Here is a 26,321-nt window from a genome sequence, read left to right on the forward strand (position 1 = left end):
AGGTGGTGCGTCTACCAATAAATAACAATTACATAAAAAATGAGTACAAACCAAATGAACGTAATCAGCAGAATTCGATTTCCCTGTACATCTGAAACTTCCAGCTTGTACATGAGATGCAATGAGGGTGCAACTATAAATTTCTGTACAGAACAAAAGGTCGAGTTAACTAGAAATGGTGTTCTATCTCTAAACACCTATTTTAATTCGTTTTATGAAAATTTCTATGCCAAATATACTAAACTTTCCTCTTTATATTATCTGTTAACACTTGAGGGTGATTTTCAAGTTTCTTTATACAGAGAACAGTATGAGCGAGAAAAAAGAGAACTAATTTACACACATAAATTTGATAAATGTGATCCATCAGAACCGATAAAAGTTTCACTACCAGATTCTTGGCAAAGTCAGGATGCTGGCAGAGCCTATCTTGAAATAACTTGTCTTAGTGAGCGTGGCTGCTTCACAGAGGGAGTCGTTGCAACTGAACAACCCAAGATTAGGGAAGTATCATTAGCCATTATTACTTGTACTTTCAAGAAAGAAGTTTACATAAAAAATACTGTCAAAACTATTTTACAAGATGATTTTCTGCAAGATAGGAAGTTTAAAGTTTTTGTTGTTGATAATGGCAGAACCCTAAAACCAGATGAATTTGGCGATTCTAGGGTTCAATTAATTTCTAACAGAAATGTAGGTGGCGCAGGAGGTTTCACTCGAGGCTTAATCCAAGCTTTACAAGAAGGCGTTTATACACATTTCTTGTTCATGGATGATGACATCGAGTTAGAGAGTGAATCTCTCTATAGACTTTTCCCCTTGTACGAATACGCAAATCAGGACTTTGCTATATCTGGCAGTATGCTGGATTTATATAAAAAGCATATATTGTATGAAGCAGGAGCACTATTATGTGCTAAATCCTTACACCGTGATGGAGATTACGGAAATGATCCGTTCGCTATTGTCTCTTTGAATAATAAACTTAACCTAAATAATTCCTATGTTACCAATAATTTGCTTTTAGAGGATAATCCCGACTATGGAGCATTTTGGTTCTTCTCTTTTTCCAAGACAGTTGTTGAAGAAATCGGTTTACCGATGCCTTTCTTCATAAAGGGAGATGATATAGAGTTTGGTTTGAGGATTACAGAACGTCTTAGTAAGCGAATAGTCGCCTTCCCAAGTATCGCGGTTTGGCACGAGCCTTTCTACGCAAAGAATCCTATCTGGGTGAGTTATTATAAGTTTCGTAATCTTCTAATTACACATTCTATTCGTGGGTCTTTAAAATATTTGGATGCAGTGAAGTTTCTGACAAAAGGATTGATCCAGGGAATTTTTTTATTTGACTATAATTCTGCAGAAATGATTATTAAGGGTTTAGAGGATTACATGCAAGGACCAGCGCTTGTTAAAAGTACTGATGCAGAAACTCTACACGCTAAGATTTTGGAACACAGCAAAATCCACAAAAACCAAACTGTAACATCTTATTCTTCAACTCATAATCTACCTCAGAAAAACTTAAGTATTGAAAATAAAAATCAACCTATTCTCAAGATAATTCTCGGTCTAATGACTCTTAATGGTCATTTAGTCCCAAATTTTTTGTTAAGCAAGGATGATGTCTTTTATTGGATTGGTTCTGACTCTGCTGACAGGTGGTTTAAGGTATTTGCGAAAAAGAGAGTGGTCATTTCCAGAGAAGGAAATAACTCTGTTGAGCAGAATGAAATGAGTCGTTCAATTGGTCTGGGAATTTTAATTAGGTGGTTCAAAATCGTGATTAAGAGTCGTACCAAATGGTCCTCTGTAAGTTCAGAGTGGAGAAATGCTTTTAACCATTTCTCCTCCACTGAATTTTGGAAAGATTATCTCAAGCTCAATGAGCAAATTTGACAACTTGCAGATTGAGCTTTCCCTTCACTGTCCTCACTTTGCCTTAAGGAGTAATAAGTCATGAAAGATGCTGAAGCCAAACAGATTTACATTCACGACAACAAGTAGCAACTAAGCAAGTAATGCTTACGTAGTGTCGTTCAATAAATATTTTATCCAAAAATAAAAATTTGTAAGCATTGTTCATTACTGTCGTTCCTCTCAAATCTTTAGGTGAGTTAATTGTTAGCTATGATTAGACAAATTCTCCGATTCATCAGAAAATATGCCTTCAATACATATGTAGCATTTCTAAAAAAAGGAGGAAGTTATGGTAAGTTACCAGTAAGGCTTTTGAACTATGAAAAACTTTACGATAAAAGAACAGGTGGTTGGTATGAGATTAATGTAAAAGGTATAACTTATGGAAGTGTAGAGTTGGAAGTAGGGAGATTTTATTATGCATTTATTCAAATGACTCAGCCGAAGTTGGTACTAGAAACAGGCGTTTTCAATGGTTATTCTACAAGTTGTGTCGCCGCAGCTTTAAAGGATTTAAATAACGGTGGTCATATCTTTGGTATAGACCCATCTCATATGCCTCATATATGGAAAAACACAGATTTAAAATCATTCATAACATGGATTCCAACACTCTCTCAGGATGCTATTCCATTCATTGAAGGTAAGAAATTTGACTTATTGATTCTGGACTCTGACCATAGCTACAAAACAGTAATGTGGGAGTTAATTAATTTTGAAAAGTATCTGGAAGTCGGTGGTCATATACTTATGCACGACAGCTTATACTTTGATGGAGTTGGAGCGGCTGTGAAGCAAATTTATAAGAATCCTAGATTTGAAGTTATTACTTTAAATTCTCCAAGAACGCATGGTAACGATAAAGGTAGATGTCCCGGAGTTACTGTTGTTAGAAAAATAGCTGAAGGTTTCCCAGCTTTAGAGTTTGAGCAAGAATTTGAAACTTGGGAAGTAGGTGATGCCGAGTCCACTCCTTACTTAAGGGATATCCAGCACGCCACTATTTCAACCAATTAAAAATATGTAGCGATGTCTTGTGACCTACGGCGAGTCATCAGCTGGTTCAGTGGTGGCTCTTAACACTTCCACTCCTTAAGGGGTGGAAGTGTTAATTTTCTTCACTGTCCTCCCATGTAAAGCGGTACCGCGCGACCATTACCATTCGACAGCAACTTGTCGCGAGTCAGTTGACGATTATTAGACTTGCGTTTCTCCTGAATGTGAATCTGGAAATCCTTAGCCCCATAACTCATCGTGGTATAAGAGAGTGCAACCCGAGAGTTGTCATTGATAAAAGCAATCTCATTTGGTGGTATATTTCCAGTCACATACAACAGCGCCCCAAACAACTCACTCGCACCGCCTCCTTTAGTATGAAGCACTGTGTTAACGTTACCTCCTTCGGTCTTAAGACCTAATACCCACAGCTTCCCACCGTTATTGAATATCTTCTTGCTACTACCTTCAGGATTAAGCTGACGCGCCCACACCTGTTGAGGATGCTCAAATTGCCAACCTTCAGCAGATACGTCTTCAATAAAGAGCTTTCCGGCTTTCGGTGTGTTCCGAAACACATACTTCTGGTCGTTAGGTTTTAAGGAGCAGCAAGTCACATCTTTTAAAAAGAGTGTTCGGGAAGTCGCTTGTTCAAAACCAATAAATCCAAGTCGTGGTGGAGCGTTTTGATGGAGGTTAATAATACTAAGATGTTCAATTGTGACATCACTTGCTTTTCCATTCTCGATACGAATGAACGGTTTTGGCTTGTTTGCGTTTTCAAAAGCTGACCCAGAAGAAGAGAGCGTAGCATTTATCGCAGTGATTTTGCGAACATTTCCTTTGACTCGTAGAGTATCGCTCACAAAGTAACGACCAGGTGGAAAGTAAACAGTGGTCTTTCCTGAGTCGAGGGCTTTTTGAATTGCAGCTGTATCATCGTCCCAATCCTCACCTCCATCTGCTTTTTTCCCTCTTGCACCAAAATCCTCAACATTTGCCCAGTTTGAGAGATTATTGTCATGAAAGTTTGGAGATTCTTGAATCGGAAGATTGAGAGATGTCTTTAAGGAAGATGTAAACAAAGTCAAAGGAGCATTTGAGGTAAACTCCCTTAACACAGTCTGCTTCAAGTCTTTCTTATCTTGCTTAAGAACTGACTTATAACCGGATGAGCGAACATTGCGAGCAAACAGACGGCTGTTATTCTCAATCGCACTTGATGAGCGTTCGCCCCCATAAAACTTCCCATCCACAAGAGTCATCAGGCTCGTTGAGTTTATGTTACGCACCGCTGGAACACGATTGCTGCTCGATAAGTCTCGTATTGCGACAACATTCCCCGCGTTCTCTAAACCAACAGTTTTCTGATTGCAAAGAGTCATGTGCTCAAGAGTCACACCGTTGACCTCACCCGCAATACGAACACCATAGTCAAAGCCTTCAACAATGACGTTTTTGACAAGCGCCGGACCAATCCATCGTCGAGTCATATCAAGTCCGACGAGTCCTTGACCGCGAAGTCGAACATTACGAACAGCGCCAGTGTTGTTTGCTAGATAATCGAGTGCGATCGCTCCTCGGTTTTTACCAGTGTCAATCGTCAGGTCTTCGATGTAGTTTGCAAACGCCTCGTTTCCTTCTCCCTTGGCGGGATAATCCTTACCTCCTCCGTTGGGCTGTTCTACATAGAGTCCTGATGCAGTGTAGACGACTGCTTTAGGGTTTTTGGGGTCATTGTAACCTGCGGCATTATCCTTCAAGCGAATAATAGTGGTAGCGCGGTTCTGTCCTTGCAGCCATAGTTGCGATTGCCATTTGCCGTTTTTGTCTCGCCATTCTAGGCGATCGCTCACCAAATAAGTTCCTTTCGGGAAGTAAACAATTTTATTTGTCCCCACGTTCTCTTGAATTGCCTTCTGGATTGCCTGAGTATCATCTGCGACACCATTCCCTTTCGCTCCGTATTGAGTTTTCACATTAATCACAAAATTTTTGGGAAAGAGCTTATCTCCTGTTGAACCTTTGTCAACAACACATTTGCTCTCTCCTTTCTTTAAAGACTTTCCCTCAGAAACCCCTAACACAGAAACAGATATATTTTGAACAAGTGTAGGAGTTATAACAACAACTATCAGAGAAAGTACTAATATTCCACAGAGGCTGGAAAGTCTTTTCCAGAATTTTTTACTGCGCTCAAATTGTATCATGACCACCTCTTTAGGTTTGACAAAACAAGCTTCCTACCTTTAAAAGTCCTCTTGCTTCCTTTCAAAACTGCACTTTAGTGTTTCTCTAGATTCTCAAAACTAAAGTTAACAGTTATTCAGTTATCAGTTATCAGTTACCAGTACTTGTTACTCATAACTGCTGATTTGTGTTCACCCTCCGGGAACGCGGGTCACCTGGGCGTGGGAGAACGCCTCATGCGCGCCCTTACTCACTGTTTACTGTTTACTGTTTACTGTTCACTGTTTACTGTTTACTGTTTACTGTTCACTGTTTACTGTTTACTGTTCACTGTTCACTGTTCACTGTTTACTGTTCACTGTTCACTGTTCACTGTTCACTGTTCACTGTTCACTGTTTTAAGCCTTAGTTATTCAAACCCATAGCAACTCTATCCGGAAAAAAATACAAATGTACAAATAACTTACATAGTTTCCAAAAAATTTCTGAATTTTTCACATTGCTCAAAGTATGAGTATAAAAGCATTTCAGCACTTTGATATGAAATGAAAGACGTTTATCAGTACTTCTTATGATAAAAGAATCCGGAATATTTGCTAATTTGCCGAAAAAGTATGACAGAATCTACTGTGGAAAATGACCAACTCACTTTCCGAAAATTGCTACATTGGGAAATGTAGAAATACTACTTTCTAGTATGCCGCAATATTTCGGTGCAATCTAAGTAAATATGTGTTGAGTTTAGAAAGCTAAATGGAATGACGCTGTTTTGTTACAGACCAGCAGAATATCAATATCACGACATGGAGTACGTTGTGTTACCGACATTGGGTTTGTTCGAGAAGGAAGTCGCAGGTCAAAAATAATTGCACTTCTAGATGAAATCTGTCAGTTACTCCCTTCCCACCAGAAGAATACCGAATTTAACGAACCGCGAAGACGCAAAGGACACAAAGGAAGAAGAAAAAGAAGATAGGTAATCTTAGACCACCAAAGGGAGTAATAAAATGATTGACCATAGCATGCATTGAAAAATTCAATGTTACAGCAATAACATCTAATTAAAACGGAGGAGTGAATGCAGGAACTTCAAACCGAAAAGCAACAACCAATTGAACTACCCAAATTACCTGAAAACCCCCTGGTCTCAATACTGATTGCTAACTATAACTACGCTAAATATATTGGGGAGACTTTGGATAGTGTACTTTCTCAGACTTATCCCCATTTTGAAGCAATTATTTGTGATGACGGTTCTAAAGATAACTCTTGTGAAATTGTTGAGAGCTATGCAAAGAAAGACTCCCGGATTAAGCTAGTACGTCAGCAAAATGGGGGTGTAGCCTCAGCATTAAATACAGCTTACAGAAACAGCAGCGGTGAAATTATCTGTGTGCTGGATGCAGATGATATATGGATGCCCAGCAAGTTACAAAAAGTTGTTGAAGCGTTTCAATCGGACGCGAAAGGAGGCTTTGTTATCGACAATTTAATAAATATTGATGGAGATAGCAAAGTCATTAAATTAACGCCTATATTTAGTGAGCTATCTTCTGGTTGGAAGGCACCTTTCGCAATGGAAAATGGTGGGTTTGCATATAATATACCACCAGCTTCAGGACTTTCTATTCGACGCAAGGTCGCTGACTTCATCTTCCCCATGAACGAAGCATTTACGCGTAACGCAGACAGTCTGATTAGCTATCTCGCTCCTTTAATAACTAAGATAGTGGCTATCCCAGAAGTGCTAACCCAATTTCGCTTACATGGCTCTAACCTGACAAGTTCAAGGAGTTACGTATTAAAAGATTTTGAGAGAGACGTGAGTAATTGGGAGCGTACTCATCAAGAGCAAAAACAGCTTTTAACTAGAGTCTATGGTAAAGAGATTGCAGAAAAACTGACTGGTTTGGAAAAAAGTGTGAAGTATCTCCACTTCCGCTATGTAGCAATGCGCTTAAAGCGCTTACCCAGAAAAGAAACCAAGAAAGCTCACCAGCAACTAACTGCTCATCAACACTTTGGTTATTCTGCGCCTGAACGATGGTTTTTACCTTGGGCAGAGTATTTACCTGATGTTGTGTTTGCCAAAATGTTTGATGTTGTATATGGAGCTAATCCAGTCAAGCACTTTCTCAAAAAGTTAGTCGGAGATTTGACCAATCCGCGTTATGTTCTCAGGTAATTCTAAACCAGATGTTTAACAACAGAGAATTCAGGAGCGGAGCCGGAGCCGCTCCGCCTCCGGTCAGGAGCCAGAAGCCAGAATCGATTCTGTGCGACTGGAGGATGAATGAAGGCTTTAAGTCCCCGGACATAATCCCTGATTTGGAGGTCTACAATTTGAGTAGTGGTCTGAATCCTTACCTGATTGCATTCTGAATACTGAATTCTGAATACTGAATTCTTCTTCAAGCATAATTGCAAAGGACGATAGATGAGTCACAAATCAATTGCTATCTTTACTTGGGGTTTAGACGGCGGAGCATTCACAAACCTTCCAGTCGCTTTGGCAAAAGGGTTTTGGAATTTGGGAGTCAAAGATTTATACATTTTGTATCTCTCAAAAGGACCAGCAGAAGATATCACTGTTCCAGAAGGTGTTAAGTTAGTGTCACTGGGTGTTGAGCGATCAATGGCTTCTCCCATTGCTCTATCAAGGTTTTTAAAAACAGCTAAGCCAGATGTGCTGATAGCTATGCCTACTATCATCTCTATTCCTGCGATTATGGGATGGCTATTAGCTCAACAGCGACAGACAAAATTTGTGATTTATCAAGGAGATACTTTAACCTCAGACATAGCAATTGACCACAAGCATAACCTGCGCATGCAAATCATGCCCTGGCTAGCACGACTTTTATATCCTACAGCTAATGGTTTAACTACTGTCAGCCAAGGTGTTCTTGATATTCTTAAACAAGACCATATCCCGATTCCTCGCAATCGTGTAGCAGTCATCCCGAATCCTGTCGATGTTGAAAACTTTTTAGCGCGTAGTCAAGCAGAACCTGAGCATCCTTGGCTTCGACACAAGGACAGTCCGGTTATTGTGAGCCTTGGACGTTTAGGAAAGCGCAAAAACTATCCGATGCTATTGCAAGCACTAGCAAAAGTTCGCAGCCATCTCAAAGTTAAGCTGATTATTTTGGGAGAAGGTCCAGAAAGAAAAAATTTGGAGGAGCTAATTGCTAAACTGGGTTTGCAGGAAGATGTGAGTTTACCTGGTCATGTCGCTAATCCTTGGAGTCACATTGCTAAAGCTGATGTTTTTGTGATGTCGTCTTTAGATGAAGCGTTTTGTCTAGCATTAGTAGAAGCAATGGCGTGTGGAGTACCTGTTATTTCGACTGATGCGATTGGTGGAGGACCTCGCAGTATCTTGGAAGATGGCAAATACGGGAATTTAGTACCGAGAGATGATGTGCAAGCGCTTGCTGACGCAATTTATAAGGTGCTGACTTCACAGAGTTGGCGATCGCACTTAATTGATGTGAGTAAACAACGTTGTCAAGCTTTTGAGCCAGAAGCAGTTGCCAAACAGTGGTTATCTTTTTTGCAACAAGTCTAAATGATAAAATTTAACACTGGAGAATTCTATCCATGAAAGTCCTTCTGTCTGCTTATGCTTGTGAACCTGGTCGTGGTTCCGAACCAGGAGTCGGCTGGAACATGGCTTGTCAAATTGCAAAACATCATCAAGTCTGGGTTTTGACTTCTAATACTCATCGTCCAGCAATTGAGGCAGAACTTGCTCGTCATCAACCGCCGAATCTGAACTTTGTTTATCTCGATCCATTTAACTGGGTTTATGACTGGTCTTATGAAGGAAAGCGATCGCAATGGTCCGTCTACCTTCACTACTACCTATGGCAGATTTGGGCGTATTTTATCGCCAGACGACTCCATCAAGAAATGAGCTTTGATGTTGCACATCACATAACCTATGGTAGATATTCCAGCCCAAGTTTTCTAGTCTTTCTTCCCATACCCTTCGTTTGGGGTCCAGTAGGAGGCGCGGAATCTACTCCCAAACCATTCTGGCAAGACTTCAGCACACGTGCCAAGGTTTACGAAACTCTGCGTAACCTTTTGCGCTGGGTAGGTGAACTTGATCCATTTGTACACCTGAGCGCTCGCAAAAGTACAGCTGCAATAGTAACGACTCCGGAAACCGCAACCCGTTTGAAAGTTTTCGGTGCTAAAAGGATTGAATTTTTGCCTGGACAAACTGGAATCAATCAACAGGAGTTTGCTCATCTGGAAAAACTTCCCCTTTCATCTGACGAATCATCTGACGAAAGTGTTATCAGATTTGTGAGTATCGGACGTCTCCTGCACTGGAAAGGATTTCATCTAGGTATAAAAGCATTTGCTCAAACAGGTTTAGACCAGAGTGAGTACTGGATTATTGGCGAAGGACCTGAGAGAGAAAGGTTAGAAGAACTTGCAAATCAACTCGGAATTGCTGACAGAACCTTCTTTTTAGGAAGGATATCTCGTGAACAAACCTTTCATACTCTAGCAAAATGTCATGTTGTCGTTCATCCTGCCCTGCATGATTTTTCACCAACTGTTTGCTTAGAAGCTATGGTCGCAAGGCGTCCAGTAGTTTGCTTAAATTTAGGTGGACCAGCTATCCAGATTACAGAAGAAACTGGTTTTAAGATTCACGCTCAAACACCTGACCAAGCAGTAAATGATATGGCTAAAGCAATGACGCTGCTAGCTAAAGATCCAGATTTGAGATTGCGTATGGGTCAAGCTGGACAAAAGAGGGTAAGAGAGGCTTTTAGTTGGGAAAGTAAAGGGCAGTTTTTTGCTCAACTTTACAAAGAAATTTCAACCCAAGATAAATCCTACGTAAAATTGGGTTAGAAAATCATGAAGCGGAACGAACACCTGAAAAATTTACCAGAAAACTTAGTGTTAACATCGCCGCAAGCAGGAATTCTCAAACGGTCTACCATGATTGTGCTATTCCTCGCTTCTGCGATGTTTCCACGAGTTCTTTCAGCACTAAAGTTTCCATCAGTCATTAACTTTTTGCATTTTGCTTTTGCCCTATTTTTACTTGTATGGGTATTATCTATAATTCGTAGTCGAATTGCTGTACAACTATTAGTAGGGCTGCTAATTTTATTAGCAATAAGCACAACGAGTGCCCTGCTCAATAAAGCAGGACTTATCAATGTTATCCTGAGTTTTTTAATGCTGGCTGAGCCTTTTATATTGTTAATAGTAATTACCAGTACAAAGCTGACTCAAGATAGCATTAAAATCATGCAAAAATGGATATCTATATTTGTCTATATTCACTTTGTTTTTGTCTATTTTCAAAAATTCGTTCTCGGATATGAAAATGATTTCATTAAAGGAATTTTTCTGAACATGGGAGCAGGACACCACGTAGGAGGTGATATTGGTTTAACTTTTAGTCTTTATTTTCTTCTCGCTTCTGGAGTTCGTTCAATCTGGTTACGAATATTTGTGTTTCTTTTAGGTGTGGGAAACATTCTTTATGCTGATGTCAAACAGGTCATTATTGCATTTCTAGTCTCCTGGCTTATCTTGATACTGACGCAACTCAAGGAGGTTTGGAAAGCAATAATGTATTCAGCAATTGCCATTCCAGTGACTGTTTTTGTTCTGAATCTTATCAATCAGATGTATGCTGGAATCCGCTATATAAGTGATATGGAAGTCGTGACAGAGGCTTTTCAATATAAATTATCTGTATTTTCTATTATTACCTCATTCTATAAGTCAGATTTTAATTGGTTGTTTGGATTTGGTCCCGGTCATACTATTAGTCGCTTAGGTTGGCTAATGAAAGATTACATACAATTTCTTCAACCATTAGGTGTGACTGGCACTCCTGTTTTTAATACAGTATGGGTCGCCCAAGAAAGTTACTACTGGTCTAATAGTATTACTGGCTCAAGTATGTACTCTTTATTATTTTCTTGGGCAGGTATTTGGGGAGATTTAGGGTTTCTGGGATTAGGAATATATTTATATCTCTGGTTTTTAGTCTGGAAGTATATTTGTGTAGATAAACTTTCAAAGTTTTTCCTCATAACTGTATTTGTAGCTGGTTTTATTTTTTCTTGGATGGAAGAACCTGCTTTTATGCTTTTTGTCGTTAGTTTAATTGGACTGCAATGGCAAAAACATCATGCAGAGAAATCTCAGAGGATATTTGAAAAGTATAGCTTTTCTCATGCTGAAGGTCATGCCGCGAAGTGAAGCATTTGGATAATACCAATTCTCTAAATGAAAGCTTTGTTTATAGTAGCGCTCTTTGCGCAATTACGAACCTTCTTTCATCTGTAGCCAGATTTTAGGAAAATAGTATAAATGTAACTTTCATCAAAATACTTTGTAAAAATTATCAGTTAAGATTAATCCTATGAAAATTCTCATTGCCCATAACCGCTATGTGTACGCAGGAGGCGAAGATGTCGTTGTACAAGCTGAACGCGAGTTATTAGAATCTTACGGACATAATGTCTTAATATGGGAAGTTAATAATGATAGCATCGTCGGAATTCAAGGAAAAGTAAAAGCTGCACTTTCTGTTGTCTATTCATCTACATCAAGAGAGCAAATCAAAGAAAAAATATCTCATTTCCGTCCCGATATAGTTCACGTACATAACTTTTTTCCTCTTCTTTCTCCGGCAGTATACGATGCTTGCCGAGATGCAAACATTCCAGTCGTACAAACTCTCCACAACTATCGACTCGCATGTCCGAAAGCAATGCCATTACGAGATGGTAAAATCTGTGAAGATTGCATAGGCAAAGTCGTGCCTTGGTCTGGTGTTGTCCACGGATGTTATCGTGGTTCATGGGTACAAAGTGCTGGTGTAGCCACAATGCTGACTTTTCATACATTGCGTGGTACTTGGCAAAACCGAGTTGATACTTACATCGCCCTGACCAACTTTCATAAAGATAAAATGGTTCAGGCAGGCTTGCCTAAGGACAAAATTCACGTCAAACCTAATTTTGTATTACCTCCCAAATTTCAATCTCAAACTAGCAAGTTGAAAAACTATGCACTCTTTGTCGGGCGACTTTCGGAAGAAAAAGGCGTGTCAACGCTGATTGATGCTTATGCACAAGGTCATTTGAGCATACCACTAAAAATTGTAGGTGATGGTCCATTGGATGAAGCACTACGCCAACAAGTACAGATGAGAGGACTTGGGGAAGCGATCGCCTTTTTAGGACGACAAAGTAAAGCGACTGTATTGGAACTCATGTACAATGCCAAATTTCTGATATTCTCTTCAATTTGGTATGAAGGTTTTCCGTTGACAATAGCAGAGGCGTTCGCTTGTGGTTTACCTGTGATAGCTCCCAAATTAGGAAGTATGGGAGAAATTGTAGAAGATGGAGTCACAGGTTTGCACTTTCAAGCAGGAAATTCACTGGATTTGGCAGCTAAGATAAATTGGGCAATCACTCACCCTGAAGCAATAGATACTATGGCAATAAATGCTCGCTGCACTTACGAAGCTAAGTACACTCCTGAAGCTAATTACAAACAGTTAATGGAAATTTATAACCAAGTTATTAATCAAGCACAAACCAAATCATCAAACGTGTTATGACTAATCAGTTATCAGTTATCAGTTTGAAGAAGAATTCAGCCATTCTGAATTCAGTATTCAGAAGGAAGAAATAAAGAATTCCGACTCCTTCACGGAGGCGGAGCGGCTCCGGCTCCGCTCCTGACTCCTTCACGGAGGCGGAGCGGCTCCGGCTCCGCTCCTGACTCCTTCACTGCTCACTGTTCACTGTTCATTGATGTTGACTTTCTCTCTATCAGGACTTACGCAAAATAATGAGAAAATAAACCGCATTAGCGTTTGCGCAGCGCCCCCGAACGGGGCTAGCGTGTCCGATAGCGTTTGCGCAGCGCCCCTCTTGGGGCTAGCGTGGCGTTAGCCATAGGATATAGGACGCAAAGAGCACGAAGTAAGAGTGTTTAAAAGAGTTTTTGCGTAAGTCCTATCTATTTTGAATATCTCTTTGAAGGCAACACGCGTATTATATACATTGTTATCAAACGGATTGGTCGGACTAAATAGTAAAAGAAAGAGAAAAAGTTAGGTAGTGGTAGAATCACTCGATCTGCTACTGTTGGCACAAGCAAATGCTCGTAACAATACCGGATTTTATGCCAAGGATGTTCTATCATCTTTAAATGAAAAAATGAACTTCTCACTTTCCAATTTTCTAGAGAAGATTCGGTTGTGTAGAAAAGCTGGGTATAAATCTGGGAAGAAAGAGACTTCAACAATGGACTCGCTTGTATTTGCTGCAATATACTCTTCGGAAGTTCTACTTCTAAAAGTTCATGTGCTAGTAAAAGACCAAGCAAGAGGATTCGCGTCATATGCAATTTCGCTGCGCGTTCACATATTCTCTCCCAATTCATCTCACAAGATGTGCGGATGACTTGAGCAATATCACAAACCCGGTTTAGCTGTAACCAACAGTCCTTAGCACCTTGAGAACAGAGAATCAGGATGAGATCCTCTAAGGCAAAATTAAGAACCATTTTATTAGCAAAAGGCTTTAGCTGAGCATCTTTCCATATCCATTCAGTATCAAACAAAAAGGAAAATTGTTTTGGTAACATTCCGTGATGGACATCTATTGTAATGCGATTGCACTCATCCACTAGATGCAATTCCCAGTGAGATTCCAGATAAGCCTTTTGTTGTTCTGCGTTGAGAGTATTAAGATAAATTGCTTCTTTCTCACTGCTGTTGGAGTATGGTTGATAACCTTGATCTGCTAGTAGTTCTTTTGTTTTCCAAAAATCTTGTTTAGAAACCAAAATATCCAAATCATAGAAATCTCGACGTGAGATATCACCATACGCTGAAATGGCAAGAATAGGACCTTTAAATGGAATAACAGGTATATTATTCGCTTCAAAAAGCTCCAAAAGCTTAAGCAGTTTACTTGTTAAGATAAAGTTGCGTTGAGTTCTTGCATACTGATTATATTGAAGCTGTTGTTGAAAAGTTGTCGGAACTGATTGTGGACATATCTGACATAAACTCCAATGAAGGAGCGGTATCACACCATTTCTATATGCTGTTTGAATAAGGTATTCCCAGTCTATATTTTCTTGAACTAAGGCTTTGATACGCTCAGTTGTCGAATGATTGAAGTGAGTGCGGGCACAACAAAGAAGTAGCTCTATTTCAAAGCGAGTTTTGATTTGCCGATTTTGAGTTTCGAGTTTGGATAAAGTTTGCATAAGTGTGTTCAATTCTATTTTCTGACTTAAGCAAAGTTGCTGCCTACGGTAGCACTTGAATCAGTCTGCATTTGGGCTTTCCAAGACTCAGCATAAAGACCATTTTGGACAAGTAATTCATCATGACTACCCGACTCGACAATCTGACCAGCACGCATGACGTGAATAATATCGGCTCGCATTGCTAGAGTGAAACGATGAGTAATAATAATAGCAGTCCGACCACGAGCTAATGAGCGAAAACGTTCCAACCAATCGTGTTCTGCCCAAGGATCCATAGCGCTCGTAGGTTCATCTAAAATAATGATTTGGGCGCGTCTAAAAAATGCTCGTGCTAATGCTAAACGCTGCCATTGACCACCACTTAAATCAGTTCCTGAAGGAAATAACTTACCCAACATAGCGTTATAACCTAAAGGCAAGCGCTTAATCTTATCGTGAATACCTGATGCTTTAGCAGCTGCTTGAATTTCTGAATAATTTGATGCAGCTGATATGTCACCTAAAGCAATATTTTCTCCCGCCGTGGTGTAGTAGGGAATTGGTGATTGAAACAAAACAGTAATTAACCTGCGCAATGCCTTCACCGAAAAGTTACGCACATCAATACCGTCGAGTTCAATGCTTCCTGATTCTGGATCATAAAAGCGGCATAAAAGCTTAATGAGTGTACTTTTGCCAGCACCATTATCACCAACAATCGCCACGATTTTACCAGCAGGAAGTGTCAGGTTAAATTTACTTAACACTGGTTCTTTAGTACCAGGGTAGCGGAAGGTAACTTGCCGAAAACGAATTCCTTGCTTTGGTGTTGACGGTACGGGAACAGGATTTTGCGGATCTATAATTTTGGGTTGGATTTGTAAGAACTCAAATAAATTACCGATAAATAAGCTGTTACGATAAATTTGCCCCAAGTTGTTTAATAGACCTTTAATAATGCTTTGTCCCTGATTGAATGCCTGGAAAAACAGAGCTAAATCTCCTAAAGTCAAAATTCCTAGCAACATTAACCGCCCCATCCAGGCTAACGCCCCGCCAGCAATAATCAGTGCGATGATAGTAGCAACAAAGCGACCTAAAGTTTGCAGTTTCAATAGATGGAATTGTTCGTGTCTGAGTCGCCGACGCAGATTATGGTAAGATGACTGGAAGTAATCAGCATAGTCAAACAATCGTACTTCTGCTGCTGTCGCACTGTTTGTCAGCAAACGATCATAGTACATTAACCATCGGCGATCAGTCGTTGTGCGCTGTGACCATTGATACTGGAGTTTATTAAAATAAGTCAAAACATAGAATGCTGGGAAAGCGCTGATGATCAGAATTATGGGTAGTGCAAAACCATAAGGAAGCAAAACCGCAGCCATCGCAAACAAAGTGACGGTATTTTGTAATAAGCTACCAGTATTTTCTAATAAAGCAAGCGATCGCCCACTTGCATTATCCCGCGCTCGGTCAAGTTTGTCGTTATACTCAGAGTATTCATAAAAACCATAATCGACCGTCACTGACTGTTTTTGAATCAAACCAGTGACGTAATCGTGTACCATTTCTGCTTGAGCGGTGCGAATCCACTCAGCGACACTACTCAAAACTTCCCCCACTAGCATGATGCCTGCCATCAACCCTACTGGTACGAGTATCTTCTGAATGTTTGCTGCAGAAACCCCTGATCCAGTCACTGCAACCAAAGCATTCACCACCTCTGGCGTCAGGGAAATAGAAGCTGCAGGAAGCAATCCTTGAACCAGCAGCAAAACCATCCAAGCCACAGTCCAATAGCGAGACGCAGCCCACACCAAGTTAAAAGTTTTTACTAAATGGGAGAATATAGTGTTTGCGCTACGGAGTTTGCTAATCAAGATATTAAAACCTTATGAATTCAAGAAGAATAAATTAACTTAAAGTTTATTTAGTAGCTAACAAAGAATGAGATTTATACGAAGTTGCAGTCAAACATGGTACTACGTCATTGCGACTGGAACGCAGCGTAGCGGTTCCTCTTAGGAACTAGTGGAAGGAAGCAATCTCATCAACTCTGAACTACTACAACAGAAAGCAAATTGGTATTAGGAGCGAGTGTTATTGTGCTAGCAAAATTCTGCCAAGTCATCCTCAATTAGCTTCACAAGCTCAGGTAAATCTCCTAGAGAAGGTTTGCGCGTAAAGCGACAAAAGCTAACATTTTTAACAAGTTCAGTACAAAGATGTAAATGATCTGCGATAAATGCCTGTTCGGTGATTGAGCTAATGGCGCGAGTATGACGCACTAGTTCAATGAAGGCTTCTTGGGATTTCATTCTGGTAATTTTGTGTTCGCTTCCCTTGTCCAATACATAAATTTGTTGTAATGGAAGAGGAGTTTGTTGGAAACCACGAGAAAGTTTGTAGGCGACTTTGAATGAGTTTTGAGAAACAGGCAATAAGCTTTTAGTATCTTGTCCTAAAGAAGTTGCTGCTTCCGGCCAAAGTTTAAACTGAGGATAGCTGGGAAAAACAACAGCTTCGCCTGTTCTAATTTGGATGGGTAGTACATCATCTGTTAAAACAGCATAGCCCTGAGTATGAAAAGCAGTTGCTAAAGTAGACTTTCCCCAACCGGAACCACCCATAAACGCCACACCTTTATTATTAATATCAATACAACTAGCATGTAGAACTAAAAGCCCCCTTTGTCGCAGCAGTACACATAATACAGGTCCTAAAAGGACACTGCGAAGAAGAGCCTCGTCCACACCCGCGATAGGATTAATAATAATTTCTCGTCCTTGGTAAATCAAAAACTCACCGACTTCCGGTATTTCTCCCACAAAATTTTGACCACTATTGTGTTGTATTGCAGTTGCACTATCTACTTTGCCAAACCGGACAATTGCATCTGCCTCACCCTCAGTTTCCATCAATTCTGGAAGTTGCAATTCGGAAGCAATGCACAAGTTGTAGGCTTTATAAGATTTCATGTCCTAACTTTACCTAGTGCAATAAGAACAGAGATTTAACAAGCTGAGACACATTGAACTTTTCAAGCTAAAAATCTCACAGCTAAACTTTCAGGCTTCAAAAAGCCTAATTTAGAAAATGCGCGATCGCTTAGGCATTTGCCTGGTTTGTGGTCCCCCCTTATCAGTTCACTACATTTTTTGCTCTAATAGCGTAAAAAATTGTAGGTAGGATTAAATTGTATTTCAAGCCAATAAAGACTTATTGACTTTTGTAAATTTAGCCAACCTACAACATTCTCTTTCTTTTTTGCCTAATAAATGCAGTTTTTTGGAGATTTCCTGCATGATTAAAATGGATTTTTTACAGAAAATAACCAGATATTTGGTATTATCTGTGTTTCCACTTTATGAAATAGTTGACATAGCTTGAAATCAAATATTTTGCTAGTCAAACTATTTTTGTCAAGGCAATTTATGAACAATCAGGGTTTTTACAGTTTATATCTCTTGACCCAAGGTCATTATTGTCAGACACAACACCACCGTTGAAAAACGCAAAATCTTTCCTTGAGTCACCACCAAGAACTTGTGTAATCTTAGCAACGTTACCGTGAACAGTGAGTTTGGGAGTGCTGTATGTAGCTTTCATGATATGTTTCCTCTTTTGAGTGTGAAGTTGATGTAGTACTTGTTAAAGGTAGTGCTCCCTACTTGGACTTACAGTGTGACTTAGTTTGGTAGTCATCAAGACCACAATCTTTCAATTCACAACCAGCCAAGACTGCTGGACTTACGGTGTTACTTGCTTGTATTCGAGCCACAAAGCTAAAATAACTGCCTGCCAAATTACTGTCATATCGTCCTCTCTGACTTCGTTTTCTGCTGATATCATTCGCTGATAAATTGCTTGCAGAAAATCTGAATTAATGTACTTTTCTAGGTATTTGATTTGATGGGACATGACTTCATCCAGAAGTTGGCGATCGCGCCTTAACAACCCATCGTTGAAGTTGGCTGTTAAATCTGCTTTTCCCCCGCGCCATTGGACTTTTTCCGGTAGAATTCCTTCCAAAGCACGACGCATCACCATCCGTCCCCATCCTTGGTAAAGTTTTTGCTCACAGGGTAGTGCTAAACAAAACTCAATCAGGCGCTTATCCATGAATGGATGACGAACTTCCAAGGAAAACATCGCTGCATATTGATCTATCTGTTCTAAGGTATAGGGCAATATACCTTGGGTAAGACCGCGCCAATGATATTCTCTAACGGTGAGAGGTTCTTCGCTCAATGCATCCAACTTCTGAATTCGCTCATCCAAATCAATACGTTCTGCAAAGTTACGCTTGACAAGAGGAGTCTGGGAAACAAAGGAATTGGCAAATTTTGTCTGTTTGTGCTGCCACAGTTGGCGCACTTGTTCCACAAAAGGTTTAATTGCGTGATTTCGTATCAACAGTTGGCGCGAAACACCAAAATGTTTGTGGATAAGCCGTACTCCTTGAAAGAACGCTATCCAGCGGAAGTTCTTTGCCAAATCCTTAAGGTGTGGCAGTCCATAATTGCGAAATACAGCGTAAGGTGAGAGATTAAAGTGTGGTGAAAATGCTTTAATTTCTTGTATGCATGTCTTCCAATTTCCTTGACGTGCTAATTCAGTAAGCCTAGTTGCACCGTGGCAAACTGTGGTGTCCCCATCAAAACCATCTAGGGAAATCCGCAGTCCTAGCTTCTTAAGTGTACGATTCAAGTTCCAATGATAAAAATGACTTGGACCAAGAAGAGCTTCATCTTCGTACTGAAAAATATAGTCTAGGTTAGATAATGGACCAAAGTCTTCACCCTGGATGTAGTGGGGAATAAATCCACCTTGTTCAAGCACCGCATTGATGAAAGGGCGCTCGTCACACTCAGTAATTGTATCAAAAATAGTGGATATTGTGTGTAGCGAAGTTTTCTTTTTTTTAGTAAGTAAATCCCGCGCTACACAGGTCACAGCCGAAGAATCTAATCCACCGCTCAACTGGCTGACAATGGGGAAAGCGCTACGCAGGCGGCAACGTACTGCCTCGGTAAAAATTCGGCGAAATTCCTCTGCATATGCCTCGTCAGAATCCATCTTAATCTCACGATGGCGATCAAGTTCCCAGTAAGACCACATCTTCATTCCTGACTGAGTGACAATCATACTGTGAGCAGGTGGAAGCCGCAGAATATCTTGGTAAGTCGTGATGGCTTTATCTTCCATCATCAATGCCAAGTAGTCAGCAATTCTCACCTCATTAAGTCGGCGTGGTACTTGCGGTAAACAAAAAAGAGCTTTCATTTCCGAGGCAAACACAAAGCCTTTATCAAGTTGGTGGTAGTAATACAAAGGCTTGACCCCAAAATGATCTCTAGCGCAGAAAATAGACTGTTGTCGCTTATCCCAAATAGCAAATGCAAAATCACCCAAAAGATTCTCTGGACATTGCTCGCCCCATTTTTCATAGGCAGCTAATATCAACTGACTATCCGTAATTTTTTCAGCGGGAGAGTTTTCAAACTGTAACTTATTTATAAGTTCATCCCGGTTATCTATGCGAGCATCAGACGTGATGACTAAATTGCCAGTCTGATTAATGAAAGGTAACTTTTCTAGCAAAGATTCAGGAGTCGTCCATAGCATTCGATGCCCTAAACCGACAGATCCTTCAACCCAGATGTCTGCACCATCAGGTCCTCGGTGCTTGAGAATCTCGACCATCTGCCCTAAATCTTGCCGATCTACAGGGCGTTCGTCTAAATAGTAAACACCCATAATGCCGCTCATAATTTCACTCCTTCGAGAGATGGCAGTGGAATAAAGCGTGAGAGTTCGGGGAGATTGCCGATCGCAACCCGTCCTTGATACTCAATCCAAGCGTGAGCCTCTAATTGTCCTCCCTTTTCTTTGGCAACACCGATGCGTAGTTCACAGGAGTAACCATAGCGATTCATCAGGAATTGAGTTGTCAAGGCGCGAGCCAGACACTTTGCTCCACCAGGCATGTAACGTGTTCCTACGTTAACAGCCCAAACAATCTTGCCCACAGAAATTTGACTTCCATGAGTCTCAAATGGGAAACGAACATTTTGCTTATCTATCTTTTGCAAGAGCTTTAGTAAATTCCGAAAGGTCAGAAAAAATAGCCCTAACCTCATTGCTCCCAGCAAGATAAGAGTAATTGCTAAAAGATGGCGATCGCTCCCAGAAAGTTTAAGAAACTTACGCAACTGTTTCATTCTTAACTTTAATGAGCTCTACAGCTTTTAACTCTTTCAGCAGCGCCAAAATATCTCCAACGCAAACTTCGCTTTCCACTTCATATTCTTCCAGAAGTTTCTGCTTAATCTCTTTGACTGTCTTGGGTTGCTGAATGAAATTCCAAATCTTTGCTCCTACTTCATTTAGCCCGTGGTAGACTCCCGATTTCAGATTCAGAATGACTGCTTCCCCACCAAGATCAGAAGATATTTGCTCTACAGTAGCTACTACTATCGACGACTCTGAGATTTCGCACTTCAATGATTTTGAGGTCATTATTCGGAAATTTCCTAATTGGTACTCAAGTTTTCTTCATTTTTATTTGTATAAATAATTTGGTAAATGCAATGAATCAATGCGTATATACACTGAATACTGATCCAAACCTACATTAGTTCTAAAAACTTTGCAAGACCCCCTTGGGTTAATTCACACATTTGCTCATTCAAAGTGTGCCTCATAACTCAGTACGCTTAGTGATAAACTTTTTTCTCTCCCTCTGCAACCTAAGCGCTTCTCTAGCGTGCCTTAACGCTATTGCCCTATGACTGCGGCATAAATTGGGCGAACGCGAGTGCGTCTGGTGGAGGAGATTTGCTTCTGTAGTGCCTAAGTCCTGCGGAGGGTTGCGCCAACGCATTCACGGCATCTGCGCAAGTCAGAAAAATCTCTTAAGCGGTTGCAAAGACGCCTTTCTAAAACGCAAAAAGGCTCTAAGAATAGAGCCAAGTTTAGAAATAAGGTGGGGCGTGCGCACCTCAAGGTAAGTCGTCAGCGTAAAGATTTTGCGCTCAAGACTGCAAGATGCGTAGTGATGTCTAACGACATCGTGGCGTTCGTTAGCGAAGCGGCGCGTCAGCGCGGACTTGAAGGTGCGGAACATGGTGAAAAACCATAAATTAGCAAAGTCGATTTCCGACGCAGGTTGGACACAGTTCCGTACGTGGATTGAGTATTTTGGAAAAGTATTTGGAGTGGCTACTGTTGCGGTACCGCCCCACTACACTTCTCAAAACTGCTCTAGCTGTGGCGAAATTGTGAAAAAGACTCTATCAACTAGGACTCATCGTTGCCTCTATTGTGGGCATGTTCAAGATAGAGATCATAATGCAGCTCGCAATATCCTTGAATTAGGACTTCGTACCGTGGGGTCGAGGTCTCACACGCAGAAATTGAGCCAGCCTTTGTTTGTTGATCTGTCTTCGTAGTCGGGTACTCGTAGTTATAAGGCTGGCTCAATTTCCGGGGACAAGTGCGTGGGCACACGGGAACATACGCCTCTGGAGACATCGACCTCTGCACGGGTGAGGAAACTCCTTCGGGTAAGCCGAGTCATGGAAAGAGGAAAGCCAAGCAGCGATGTTTGGAATCCCCCGCTATATCCGGTACTCCGGATTAGCGGTGGGAGGATGTCAAGCTCAGCCTCTGCTGGAAGAGATACAAAATTAATAACCGTTCCTCACCCCACATCCACCAATACCGTTGCTGTTAAGACATTTATTTGTTGAGATTGCAAGGAGGACAAGGGGAAGAGGGGACAAGGAGAACTATTCTTCTCTCAACTGCTAAGCGAGGACGGTATCATACATCATAACTACAAAAAGTATATTAAAAAAATACTAATATTTCCGATACTGAAAAGATAGGAGTTGAATTATGAAAAGAAATTTTAAAATCAGTAAGAATTATAATTTATATTATTCAAAATCAACTTTTTGAAGTAAGGCTATCCACATATCCGGTGGCTCAGAGTAGTAATCAATGTCCTCTACCTGATATCGACAAGCGTTAGAACTATCACGTAGAATGATGTAATCTCCACGTTTGACACCTTTACCTTGTCCTGTCATATAACCTTTTACCTGATTATCAACTGATTCAAATATATAGTCACGCCCATTAATATCTTGAGTATAGTCATAAGTTTTAGTTTGTAAGGGTTTTCTTTTATTGAATACAAAATTATAGAATGATAAGAAAATAATATTAAGGTTGATACCTGACCTGGTATGAAACATAAGCGATTGGAAAAAAATAGCGTTGAATCAATCAGTTGTTTACTGTGAACTACCTACACCGACCTGACGGTACGGCTTCTTCCGCTCAAAGCTAAAAGTGCAAAACATCAAACGACGAGATTCATCACCATAATTGATAGAGAAAAGCTAAATATTACGATAAACATTGTAAGCTAATACCGTTTCCATATGAAGATACATAGAAATAACCCCAGCGGCTGCGGCACCTCCCCTTTCCAAGAGGAGGGTGCCCGATAGGGCAGGTGGGGCAGCTTCTCAAATTAGAGCGCGAAGTACTTGACACTACCCCCTGAATTATTGCTATATTATTTAAGAGAAAAGTTAATGGGGCGTAGCCAAGTGGTAAGGCAGCGGGTTTTGGTCCCGCCATCCCTAGGTTCGAATCCTAGCGCCCCAGTTTTAAAAATGGTCAATAAAAGCTTAACACTCTTATTAAGTAAAACTCTGGAAACCCCATTAAACAGATAGTCGTCCAGGTGCATCTTCAGGATAACTGAGTGTAAAGCGTACACATTGGCGATAGCTAGCCCCTTAGGGGGCCTGCGCTAACGCTGCTGCAAGGAAGCGCAGATCGCTGAGCCTCAGTCGCCAATGCCCGGAAATAACACGACTTGCAAGAGTGTCGGCACAGCCAAACGTTACGCCTACCTTTGGGTTATCCTGAATGCGTCGTCATATCGATATCAGTAATTATTAGTAATTTTGATCCGGGAAATGATTGAGTGTACAAGAATAGTGTACTAAACAAGATAAATACTCAAAAAATCCTGTCCGACACATACCCAAACAGAGGTTCATGCTTAATCAGCTATGGGTATTTCAACCTTAAGTTAGTAACATAACAAATTAGCCCTCGTAATAACAGCATGATTGTATACGCGATTGCTATTTAATTTTTAAAAAGCGGTAGTCAGTCCAAAGCTTCGCGATCCAGAGTTTAAAGGTTCACTATACCTAGCAAGATAAAAACCGGATTCCTATAGATAGTCTCCGTATAATGTACATAAGATATGAGCAAATTGACAAAATTTTATCGTGTAATGTTACTGTATATAAATAAGTGCATTGCTCCGGTATTATTAGCATTTTTCCCAGACTTCAGACAGGGTAACGTATCTATCACTTGGTTTAGGGCAAAACTCAAATTGTCCTCAAAGGCATCACAACTGTGTCATTAGCTAATGTGTTCACCAACGTTCATGCTGGTGTTGTCGAGCAAATTGGCAGTCGAGCACATTAGATTTATGTATGCCAGGATTTAGCTCGAAAGCGTGCAACTACGGAAAACCACAACTCACAGAAGTTACTAAGGCTATGCTGAAGTCAGACAAATATCCTCACCCGTTGTCACAAGCTTATACAACCCAGTTAAATGAAGAAGGCGGATTGAATCTGGGTCAAATTGGAGCAACTCTCCGACGTCGCGCATTATTGATTGCTGGTGTAACAGGCGTGGTGGTTACAGCCGCAGTGTTGAAGGCAGAAACAGACCCTCCAGTATATCAAGGTCAGTTTGAAATTTTAACAAAGCCTGTGACTGGTGAGGGTCGGGTTGTAGCCAATGTCCCCCAAAGCCTGAGTTCCCAAGAAGGGGTTGCACCTCCTGAGCAAATCGTACAACCTGTTCAGACAACGATGAAAGTATTAGAGAGTCGTCTAATACTAGATCCGGTTATCAAGAAGCTTCAGGAGAAATATCGCACAAAATATCCAAAGTTGGACTATGACTTAATCGTTGATATTTTACAAATAGAATCCCAACAACAAAACATCTTGGAGGTCGAATTTAAAAATGAAGACAAAGAGCTAGTGAGGGATGTTTTAACATTACTGAAAGATGCTTATGTAAAATATAGTGTGACAGAGCGTCAAGACGAAGTTGAACAGGCAGTTAGGTTTGTTATAGAGCAAGAACAGCCATTAAAAAGACGGGTGGAATTCTGGCAAGAAACACTGCGAATGATTCGACAAAGGCATAACTTGGTTGAACCAGCACAAAAAGCTCAAGAAATTTCTCAACAAGTTGCTACCTTAACGCAACAGCAAGCAGAAAATCGGGTGCAGCTAGAACAAATGCAAGCGACTTATGGAGATTTGATAAGGGAGTTAGCACAACAGCCAGGTGAAAGAGCTGGGAATTCAGTGCTGAGTGAAAATGCTCGTTACCAAAAGATATTGGATCAAATTCAAGCAGTAGAAATTGAAATCAAAAAAGGAGGAGCAAAATTCACGAATGACAACCCGAGTTTGCAGTATTTACAGGACCAGAAAGCAAATCTACTCCCAATGCTTGCTGCAGAAGAGAACCGGGTGAAAAAAGATTATGACAGCCGTATCCAAGCACTGAAAGCGCGTGATATTTCTCTTGGACAAAAAATTGCTAACTTCAATAATGACCTGAGAGATTTAGCAGTCGTTATTCGTGAATACGATAATACTCAACGGGAATTAAAGATTGCTACTGAAGGTCTGACTCAATTTTCAGCTAAAAAACAAGCATTGCAGATTGAACAAGCTCAAAGGTTACCTTCTTGGAAGTTACTCGATCCTAAGCTTGAGCAAGTGAAAGAACCAAAGACTGTCTCAGACAGTACCAAACGAAATTTAGCTTTAGGGACAGTGTTAGGTTTGCTGTTGGGTACAGGTGCAGCTTTAGTTGCGGATAAACTCAGCAATGTTCTTTACTCTTCTAAAGATCTCAAGGAAGCAACTGGATTACCGCTATTAGGAGTTGTTCCTTTAAGGAAAGAATTGGGAGCATTAGCTTGGCAAGAAGTTTCTGGTGGAGTGCAACAAGCAGCTAGAGCAGCCTTTTTTGAAGTCTTTCGCTCTCTTTACACCAACATCCTTCTTCTGAGTTCAGATACACAGATTCGTTCACTCGTCATCAGTTCAGCAGCAAAAGAAGATGGTAAGACGACTGTAGCAATGCACCTAGCACTCGCAGCCGCAGCAATGGGACAACGAGTGCTACTAGTAGATGCCAATCTACGCTCTCCCACAGTCCACAATCGTGTGGGTTTGATGAATATTCAGGGATTGACCGATGTCATTTCACAAGATTTAGACTGGAATAATGTGATTGAGCGATCGCCTTTAGAAGATAATTTGTTTGTCTTGAGTGCTGGTCCAATTCCCCCTGATCCAATTAGATTGCTTGCATCTGTGAAAATGCAGGATTTAATGAATGAGCTACAAGCCGCTTTTGATTTAGTAATATACGACACACCACCGTTAGTAGGTTTTGCAGATGCTAACCTACTGGCTGCTAATACCAATGGACTCATACTAGTTGCAGCATTAGGAAAGCTCAAACGTACTATATTCCAGCAAGCATTGGAGGATCTCCAAGTATCTGGCACACCTATTTTAGGAATGATAGCTAATAAGTCCAAAGATACTATGCCTGCCTCATACAGCTACTACCAACAGTATTACAAGCAGAGCATGAGTAGTGAAAGAATTGGAGATGATAGTATTAACCTCACTCATTTCACCTCAACCTCATCTTCTTACAGAAACAGTAGAAGAAACTCATAAAACCTCGTAGGATGTGTTGAAGCAGATTGTGTCTTCCTGAGTCAGACACAACTGCTTTTTGCGCCTAGGAGAAAACAAAAGCGCGGGGATAGAATTTGACTGAGAAATAGACCGTGG

Annotated in this window: 17 protein-coding genes, 1 tRNA gene and 2 pseudogenes; 11 read left to right on the plus strand and 9 right to left on the minus strand. The window is 40.6% G+C overall.

Going from position 1 to position 26,321, the window contains the following annotated elements:
* The first annotated feature begins 54 nt into the window (after positions 1-54).
* Positions 55-1,902: a glycosyltransferase gene (locus DP117_RS03345; protein ID WP_169216922.1), complete on the plus strand. Its 1,848-nt coding sequence runs from the start codon at positions 55-57 to the stop codon at positions 1,900-1,902.
* A gap of 231 nt (positions 1,903-2,133) precedes the next feature.
* Positions 2,134-2,940 (plus strand): class I SAM-dependent methyltransferase, encoded by an 807-nt coding sequence (locus tag DP117_RS03350; RefSeq protein ID WP_169216923.1) that lies wholly within the window; start codon positions 2,134-2,136, stop codon positions 2,938-2,940.
* 101 nt (positions 2,941-3,041) lie between these two features.
* Here DP117_RS03350 and DP117_RS03355 read toward each other — a convergent pair whose 3' ends face one another.
* The gene (locus DP117_RS03355) at positions 3,042-5,129 is read right to left on the minus strand and encodes a glycosyl hydrolase family 28-related protein (protein ID WP_169216924.1); all 2,088 of its coding nucleotides are present in this window, start codon (positions 5,127-5,129) and stop codon (positions 3,042-3,044) included.
* Positions 5,130-6,187: 1,058 nt separating this feature from the next.
* On the opposite strand from DP117_RS03355, the gene DP117_RS03360 reads away from it, so the two are divergent.
* The 5 genes from DP117_RS03360 (at position 6,188) to DP117_RS03380 (ending at position 12,730) form a co-directional block, all read left to right on the plus strand.
* The gene (locus DP117_RS03360; RefSeq protein WP_169216925.1) at positions 6,188-7,294 is read left to right on the plus strand and encodes a glycosyltransferase; all 1,107 of its coding nucleotides are present in this window, start codon (positions 6,188-6,190) and stop codon (positions 7,292-7,294) included.
* A 252-nt stretch (positions 7,295-7,546) separates the two neighbouring features.
* A complete protein-coding gene (locus DP117_RS03365; protein WP_169216926.1) occupies positions 7,547-8,680 on the plus strand; it encodes a glycosyltransferase in 1,134 nt (377 codons plus the stop codon).
* Positions 8,681-8,712: 32 nt separating this feature from the next.
* Positions 8,713-9,987 (plus strand): glycosyltransferase, encoded by a 1,275-nt coding sequence (locus DP117_RS03370; RefSeq protein ID WP_169216927.1) that lies wholly within the window; start codon positions 8,713-8,715, stop codon positions 9,985-9,987.
* A 6-nt stretch (positions 9,988-9,993) separates the two neighbouring features.
* Positions 9,994-11,358 carry a hypothetical protein gene (locus DP117_RS03375; protein ID WP_169216928.1) on the plus strand — a complete coding sequence of 455 codons (1,365 nt, stop codon included), beginning with the start codon at positions 9,994-9,996 and terminating at the stop codon, positions 11,356-11,358.
* 163 nt (positions 11,359-11,521) lie between these two features.
* Entirely contained in the window at positions 11,522-12,730 is a 1,209-nt protein-coding gene (locus DP117_RS03380) for a glycosyltransferase (RefSeq protein WP_169216929.1), read from the plus strand.
* A 404-nt stretch (positions 12,731-13,134) separates the two neighbouring features.
* Here DP117_RS03380 and DP117_RS03385 read toward each other — a convergent pair whose 3' ends face one another.
* The 7 genes from DP117_RS03385 to DP117_RS03415 form a co-directional block, all read right to left on the minus strand.
* Positions 13,135-14,394: a nucleotidyltransferase family protein gene (locus tag DP117_RS03385; protein ID WP_169216930.1), complete on the minus strand. Its 1,260-nt coding sequence runs from the start codon at positions 14,392-14,394 to the stop codon at positions 13,135-13,137.
* 26 nt (positions 14,395-14,420) lie between these two features.
* Positions 14,421-16,259, minus strand: a complete 1,839-nt coding sequence (locus DP117_RS03390) for an ABC transporter ATP-binding protein (protein ID WP_169216931.1) — start codon at positions 16,257-16,259, stop codon at positions 14,421-14,423.
* Between the two features lie 228 nt (positions 16,260-16,487).
* Positions 16,488-17,357 carry a hypothetical protein gene (locus DP117_RS03395; RefSeq protein ID WP_169216932.1) on the minus strand — a complete coding sequence of 290 codons (870 nt, stop codon included), beginning with the start codon at positions 17,355-17,357 and terminating at the stop codon, positions 16,488-16,490.
* Positions 17,358-17,811: 454 nt separating this feature from the next.
* Positions 17,812-17,988 (minus strand): lasso peptide, encoded by a 177-nt coding sequence (locus DP117_RS03400; protein ID WP_169216933.1) that lies wholly within the window; start codon positions 17,986-17,988, stop codon positions 17,812-17,814.
* Between the two features lie 141 nt (positions 17,989-18,129).
* Positions 18,130-20,151, minus strand: a complete 2,022-nt coding sequence (locus tag DP117_RS03405) for a lasso peptide isopeptide bond-forming cyclase (protein ID WP_169216934.1) — start codon at positions 20,149-20,151, stop codon at positions 18,130-18,132.
* Positions 20,148-20,603: a lasso peptide biosynthesis B2 protein gene (locus tag DP117_RS03410; protein ID WP_169216935.1), complete on the minus strand. Its 456-nt coding sequence runs from the start codon at positions 20,601-20,603 to the stop codon at positions 20,148-20,150. Before DP117_RS03410 ends, DP117_RS03405 begins: the two co-directional genes overlap by 4 nt.
* Positions 20,587-20,901, minus strand: coding sequence for a PqqD family peptide modification chaperone (locus DP117_RS03415; protein WP_169216936.1), 315 nt, complete (start codon positions 20,899-20,901; stop codon positions 20,587-20,589). Before DP117_RS03415 ends, DP117_RS03410 begins: the two co-directional genes overlap by 17 nt.
* Before the next feature lie 367 nt (positions 20,902-21,268).
* Here DP117_RS03415 and DP117_RS03420 point away from each other — a divergent pair.
* Positions 21,269-21,833 (plus strand): annotated as a pseudogene (locus DP117_RS03420) (transposase); the annotation flags it as partial.
* A 50-nt stretch (positions 21,834-21,883) separates the two neighbouring features.
* Positions 21,884-22,024 (plus strand): annotated as a pseudogene (locus DP117_RS35905) (RNA-guided endonuclease TnpB family protein); the annotation flags it as partial.
* A 298-nt stretch (positions 22,025-22,322) separates the two neighbouring features.
* Here DP117_RS35905 and DP117_RS37175 read toward each other — a convergent pair.
* A complete protein-coding gene (locus DP117_RS37175; RefSeq protein ID WP_339381337.1) occupies positions 22,323-22,475 on the minus strand; it encodes a hypothetical protein in 153 nt (50 codons plus the stop codon).
* A 514-nt stretch (positions 22,476-22,989) separates the two neighbouring features.
* On the opposite strand from DP117_RS37175, the gene DP117_RS03435 reads away from it, so the two are divergent.
* Together DP117_RS03435 and DP117_RS03440 are read left to right on the plus strand one after the other, a co-directional pair.
* Positions 22,990-23,061 (plus strand) — tRNA-Gln (locus DP117_RS03435).
* 917 nt (positions 23,062-23,978) lie between these two features.
* Entirely contained in the window at positions 23,979-26,204 is a 2,226-nt protein-coding gene (locus DP117_RS03440) for a polysaccharide biosynthesis tyrosine autokinase (protein ID WP_169216988.1), read from the plus strand.
* Positions 26,205-26,321: the final 117 nt, after the last annotated feature.

It is taken from the genome of Brasilonema sp. UFV-L1, from assembly GCF_012912105.1.
Taxonomy (GTDB): Bacteria; Cyanobacteriota; Cyanobacteriia; order Cyanobacteriales; family Nostocaceae; genus Brasilonema.

Coding starts and splice junctions, on each gene's coding strand:
- DP117_RS03345 (WP_169216922.1), top strand. CDS start 55: ATGAACGTAATCAGCAGAATTCGATTTCCCTGTACATCTGAAACTTCC.
- DP117_RS03350 (WP_169216923.1), top strand. CDS start 2,134: ATGATTAGACAAATTCTCCGATTCATCAGAAAATATGCCTTCAATACA.
- DP117_RS03355 (WP_169216924.1), bottom strand. CDS start 5,129: ATGATACAATTTGAGCGCAGTAAAAAATTCTGGAAAAGACTTTCCAGC.
- DP117_RS03360 (WP_169216925.1), top strand. CDS start 6,188: ATGCAGGAACTTCAAACCGAAAAGCAACAACCAATTGAACTACCCAAA.
- DP117_RS03365 (WP_169216926.1), top strand. CDS start 7,547: ATGAGTCACAAATCAATTGCTATCTTTACTTGGGGTTTAGACGGCGGA.
- DP117_RS03370 (WP_169216927.1), top strand. CDS start 8,713: ATGAAAGTCCTTCTGTCTGCTTATGCTTGTGAACCTGGTCGTGGTTCC.
- DP117_RS03375 (WP_169216928.1), top strand. CDS start 9,994: ATGAAGCGGAACGAACACCTGAAAAATTTACCAGAAAACTTAGTGTTA.
- DP117_RS03380 (WP_169216929.1), top strand. CDS start 11,522: ATGAAAATTCTCATTGCCCATAACCGCTATGTGTACGCAGGAGGCGAA.
- DP117_RS03385 (WP_169216930.1), bottom strand. CDS start 14,394: ATGCAAACTTTATCCAAACTCGAAACTCAAAATCGGCAAATCAAAACT.
- DP117_RS03395 (WP_169216932.1), bottom strand. CDS start 17,357: ATGAAATCTTATAAAGCCTACAACTTGTGCATTGCTTCCGAATTGCAA.
- DP117_RS03400 (WP_169216933.1), bottom strand. CDS start 17,988: ATGAAAGCTACATACAGCACTCCCAAACTCACTGTTCACGGTAACGTT.
- DP117_RS03405 (WP_169216934.1), bottom strand. CDS start 20,151: ATGAGCGGCATTATGGGTGTTTACTATTTAGACGAACGCCCTGTAGAT.
- DP117_RS03410 (WP_169216935.1), bottom strand. CDS start 20,603: ATGAAACAGTTGCGTAAGTTTCTTAAACTTTCTGGGAGCGATCGCCAT.
- DP117_RS03415 (WP_169216936.1), bottom strand. CDS start 20,901: ATGACCTCAAAATCATTGAAGTGCGAAATCTCAGAGTCGTCGATAGTA.
- DP117_RS37175 (WP_339381337.1), bottom strand. CDS start 22,475: ATGACAGGACAAGGTAAAGGTGTCAAACGTGGAGATTACATCATTCTA.
- DP117_RS03440 (WP_169216988.1), top strand. CDS start 23,979: ATGCTGAAGTCAGACAAATATCCTCACCCGTTGTCACAAGCTTATACA.